At 62.3% G+C, this 4,570-nt stretch carries 3 protein-coding genes and 1 pseudogene; 1 reads left to right on the forward strand and 3 read right to left on the reverse strand.

The genetic code is table 11. The features are described 5' to 3' along the window. Positions 1-225 (forward strand): annotated as a pseudogene (locus tag Q0O05_RS11425) (ferredoxin); the annotation flags it as partial. Here Q0O05_RS11425 and Q0O05_RS11430 read toward each other — a convergent pair. The 3 genes from Q0O05_RS11430 to Q0O05_RS11440 all read right to left on the reverse strand — a co-directional run. After that, positions 215-2,503: a methyl-accepting chemotaxis protein gene (locus tag Q0O05_RS11430; RefSeq protein WP_293663144.1), complete on the reverse strand. Its 2,289-nt coding sequence runs from the start codon at positions 2,501-2,503 to the stop codon at positions 215-217. The pseudogene Q0O05_RS11425 and the gene Q0O05_RS11430 sit on opposite strands and share 11 nt — an antisense overlap. A 96-nt stretch (positions 2,504-2,599) precedes the next feature. Next, positions 2,600-3,094, reverse strand: coding sequence for a VOC family protein (locus Q0O05_RS11435; protein ID WP_293663146.1), 495 nt, complete (start codon positions 3,092-3,094; stop codon positions 2,600-2,602). Then, the coding region (locus Q0O05_RS11440) for a biotin/lipoyl-containing protein (protein WP_293663148.1) at positions 3,091-4,570 on the reverse strand (1,480 nt) is incomplete at its 5' end. The genes Q0O05_RS11440 and Q0O05_RS11435, both read right to left, overlap by 4 nt.

The raw sequence follows: 4,570 nt of genomic DNA on the forward strand, positions 1-4,570 counted from the left end.
AGCCCGGATCAGGCCAACCAAGCACGCCAGCGCTATGCGGAGCGCGCCACCAGGCTGGCGCATGAGGCCGAGTACCACGCCGCGGAGATGGAGGCGAAAGCCCTCATGAAGCTGGCCGATTTGGGCGCCCATTCGCGGCACACCGATACGGCCACGCTGGACAAAAAACGCGCCGTCATCGAGGCCGCTTTGGCCCGGGCGCGCAGCCGCAAACCTACACCGTGACCATCAGGTTTTTGTAGACACCACAGCCCAGGTAGAGGTCGTCTATCTTCTGGACGAAGGACATCTTGGTCTGCACCCGCCCGGTCAGCGGGTTGGTGATGTCGTACTCGACCCAGCCGGGGCCGGCGTCGGCCTGAGTGATGATGGCATTCATCAACGCGTCGCCGTTGATACCAGGTACGTCCTGCACCCAAGTGTTCACCTTCGCGGGGTTGCCGCCGAAGGCGAGGTATTGGCCGGAGCTGTCGAGCACGAACACATACATATCGCGGTCAAACAGGCCGCTGTGCTGCGGGGTCACTTCGCGAACGAATGCATCGGTGCTGCCGCAGCGACGGCGCAGCTCCAGCGCGCGGTCCACCATTGCACGGGCCTCATCGGCTGAACCCTGCTGCAACTGAAACACCGACACCGCATCGGCCAACACACCGGCGTGGCTCTGCAGGGCCGTGGCCTGGTTAACCGACTGCTCTACCATGGACGCGTTTTGCTGGGTGATCTGGTCGAGCTGGCGGACGGCGGTGGTGATTTCGGACAGACTGGCGCTCTGTTCGGCGCTGGACGCTGAGATCAGCGACATATTGCTCGCCACGCCGCGCACGCCGTCGGCGATATCGGCAATCTTCTTAGCGGCAGCACGGATTTCCTGCACGCCCGTCCCCACCTGCTCCGACGAGGTGGTGATGAGCTGGCGGATCTCTTTGGCCGAATCGGCAGACCGCTTGGCCAGCGAGCGCACCTCTGTCGCCACCACCGCAAAGCCGCGGCCGGACTCGCCCGCACGGGCCGCCTCGACCGCCGCATTGAGCGCCAGAATGTTGGTCTGGAAGGCCAATCCGTCAATCACACCCACGATCTCATCCATGCGGCGTGTGCTGGCTTCAATCGCCTCAATGGAGGCAATGGCCTGGTGCATGCCGGCTGAGCCCTGCTCGGCGGTCTGGCGCACCAGTTGGGCTGCGCGATCTGACTCCTGAGCGGCGCTGGCGTTGTCTCGCACGGTAGAGGACAGTTCCTGCACGCTGGCAGCGGTCTGCTCCAGATTGGCCGCCTGCTGCTCGGTGCGGTCCGACAGACTGCTGTTGCCGTATACCAGCACATCGCCGGAGTTCGCCACCAGCGCTGCGCTGCTGCGCACGCTGGCCACCATGCCGGAGATGTTCTGCACCATGGAGCCCATGGACCGGGCCATGTCGGAGATTTCGTCCACGCCATCCATTTTCATTTTGTGGCGCAGGTTGCCGCTGGCAGTTTCCTGCATGAACCGCAGCACCTCGCGCAGGTCCGCCAGAAAGCTCATGTTGAAAGACAAAATCAAGTACAGCAGCGCCAACACCACCAGCACCCCGCCTACCGCCAGAACGTAAAGCGCCTGGCGCAGGGATGCGACGCGGGATTCCAGCAAATCGACCAAACTGCGGTTCGCTACCTTTTGATATGCGCCCACCGCATCCAGCGCCTGCGTGCCGGCGGCAAAGTAAGCATCGGCATTGCCGCCGGACGCACCGGGCTTGAAGCGTTCCTTGGTGAGGGCGGTGAAGGAGGCAATGGCTTTCAAGGCATCGTCGCCGCTCGCATCTTTAAAGCCCTTGGAACCCAGGATGTTTTGCGAATACTGCACGTCACGCGATAGGGCGTTGAGGTTATCCGCCAACAGGTTCACCCGGCTCACTGCGGCGTCAGAGATCTGCGGCTGGCTCAGAAAGCCGGCTCCGGCCCCCCGCAAGCGGCCAATGGTCTCGCGCAGGGGAATAAGCCTCGAGACCGACATGTCCATCAGCAAATAGGTTTGCGGATCCGGGTCGTAGAGCAAACCCGACTTTTCGGCCACGCCGTAGACCAATCGCGTCATGTCTTCGACCAGCACACTGTGCATGGCAAAGGCCTGCGGCGCTTCTTTGCCATCGAGCTGGCCCACAAGTGCGTCCAGCCGGCCACGCAGCTCCTTCCACTCCGCAGGCGCCTGGTCGCTCAGCTCCGCGTCAATCACCTGCACCAGCGCAGCCTGGGATTCAAACAGCTTTTGGCGGGTCTGGTCCCGGGCGCTTTGCGCTTCCAGGTTGCCCGAGAGCACCATATTGGTCTGCCCGCGGTGGGCTTGCAGCAGGCGGATGACATCGGTTGCCTGCTCGACCACCTTCACGCCACGCACCTCGGCGCGGGTGATTTCGGCCTCGCTGAGGTTGCGCTCCACAAGCTGCGAGACCATGAACAACATAGGCAGCAATGCCAACAAAAACACGATCGCCAGCTTGGTTGCGAAGCGCATTTTGCGCATGACCAACATGCCTGGTTGGAGAATTTGCCCGAAGCCCATAACAGCCCGTCCTTGAAACTTTTTGAGATTGGTGAATATAAGCGTTTTGCTTCAGCGTCAGCCCAGGGCTGCGATCACCTCGGCAGGCGCTTGCACCAGCTCAATGAGCACGCCCTCGCCCGCAATCGGAAACTCATCGTTGCTCTTGGGGTGCAGGAAGGTGATGTCGTAGCCGGCAGCGCCTTTGCGGATGCCGCCCGGCGCAAACCGCACGCCGCGGGCGGTGAGCCACTCCACCGCAACGGGCAGGTCGTCAATCCACAAGCCCACGTGGTTGAGCGGGGTGGTGTGCACCGCCGGCTTCTTGTCGGGGTCCATGGGCTGCATCAGGTCGACCTCGACTTTGTAGGGTCCGGTGCCGATGGCGCAGATGTCTTCGTCAACGTTCTCTTTTTCGCTCTGAAAGGTGCCGGTAACCTGCAGGCCCAGCATGTCCACCCACAGGGTTTGCAAGCGCTTTTTATCGGGGCCGCCGATGGCGATTTGCTGGATACCCAGGACCTTGAACGGACGCTCCAAGCCGGGGCGCAGGGGTGGATCATGGGGGCTCATTGTTCGAACTCCACAATGGCTTGGTCCACGCTCAGCGACTCGCCCTTCGCGGCCAGCACCTTGCCCACCACACCGTCGGCTGCGGCAAACAGCACGTTCTCCATCTTCATCGCCTCAATCACCGCCACGCGCTCGCCGGCCTGCACTTTTTGACCGGGCACCACCGCCACGTCTACCAGCAGCCCGGGCATAGGCGAGAGCACATAACGGCTCATATCGGGCGGCGCTTTGTGCGGCATCAGCGTGTGCAGCTCGGCCATACGGGGCGACATGACCAGCGCGTCAATGCGGGTGCCGTTATGCTGCACACGCAAGGCCAGCGGGTTCTTGGGGGTGCCGCGCTCGATCTGCGCGGTGAAGGGCTTGCCGTTGACCGTACCGGTGATGGCGATGTCGTTGAGCCGTGACTTGCTACGAATAACATAGCTGCTCGCGCCCATCTTTACATGGGCCGAGCCGGTTTCGCCCTCAAAATCATCCACATGGGCGGGCGTGTACCGGTGCCGGCCTGCGGCATCGAGCGTGACCACCACATAGTCTTTTCCGGCGTCTACCGCATAGCCCGGAAGCTGCCCCGACATGCCAGCCGCCCGCTCGCGCGACTTGCGGCGCACAAACGCGGCCAGTGCCGCCAAAAAGCCGGGGTCGTCGTGCGGGACGTCTTCGGCAAAAAAGCCTTTGCCGTAGTGCTCGGCAATAAAGCCGGTGTTGAATTCGCCACTCACAAACTTGGGGTGCGCCAGCAAAGCCGCCTGAAAAGGAATGTTGCTCGACACACCACGAATCACAAAGCCGTTGAGCGCTTCACGCATACGGCAAATAGCGTCCAGCCGGTCTTTGCCGTGCACGATGAGCTTGGCAATCATCGAGTCGTAGAACATCGGAATTTCGCCGCCATCCTGCACGCCGGTGTCCACCCTGACACCTCCTGCGACAGAGCTACTGGATTCGCCATGCAGGGGCTTGGGGTGGGCTGCAAACATGGTTTGCTCGGGCGGCGCAAAGCGCACCAGACGGCCGGTACTTGGCAAAAAGTTGCGAAACGGGTCTTCGGCGTTGATGCGGCACTCCATGGCCCAGCCCTCGCGCTTGACCTCCGCTTGCGTGAGCGGCAGCGGCTCGCCCGCGGCCACGCGGATCATCAGCTCCACCAGGTCCAGCCCGGTGATGCACTCGGTCACCGGATGCTCCACCTGCAGGCGGGTGTTCATCTCGAGGAAGTAGAAGTCCTGATTCACATCCAGCAGGAACTCGCACGTACCAGCGCCCACGTAATTTACCGCGCGCGCCGCCTGCACCGCGACCGCGCCCATGCGCTGACGCACGTCGTCACGGATGATCGGACACGGCGACTCTTCCACCACCTTCTGGTGCCGGCGCTGCACGCTGCAATCGCGCTCGAAAAGGTGAATCACATTGCCATGAGTGTCAGCAAGCACCTGAATTTCCACATGCTTTGGCTGAAGAACATACTTT

Source organism: Rhodoferax sp. OV413 (assembly GCF_945881795.1).
Lineage (GTDB): Bacteria > Pseudomonadota > Gammaproteobacteria > Burkholderiales > Burkholderiaceae_C > Allorhodoferax.

Bases quoted from the DNA above. Each gene is read 5' to 3' on its own strand.
- Q0O05_RS11430 (WP_293663144.1), bottom strand. From the start codon at position 2,503: ATGCGCAAAATGCGCTTCGCAACCAAGCTGGCGATCGTGTTTTTGTTG.
- Q0O05_RS11435 (WP_293663146.1), bottom strand. From the start codon at position 3,094: ATGAGCCCCCATGATCCACCCCTGCGCCCCGGCTTGGAGCGTCCGTTC.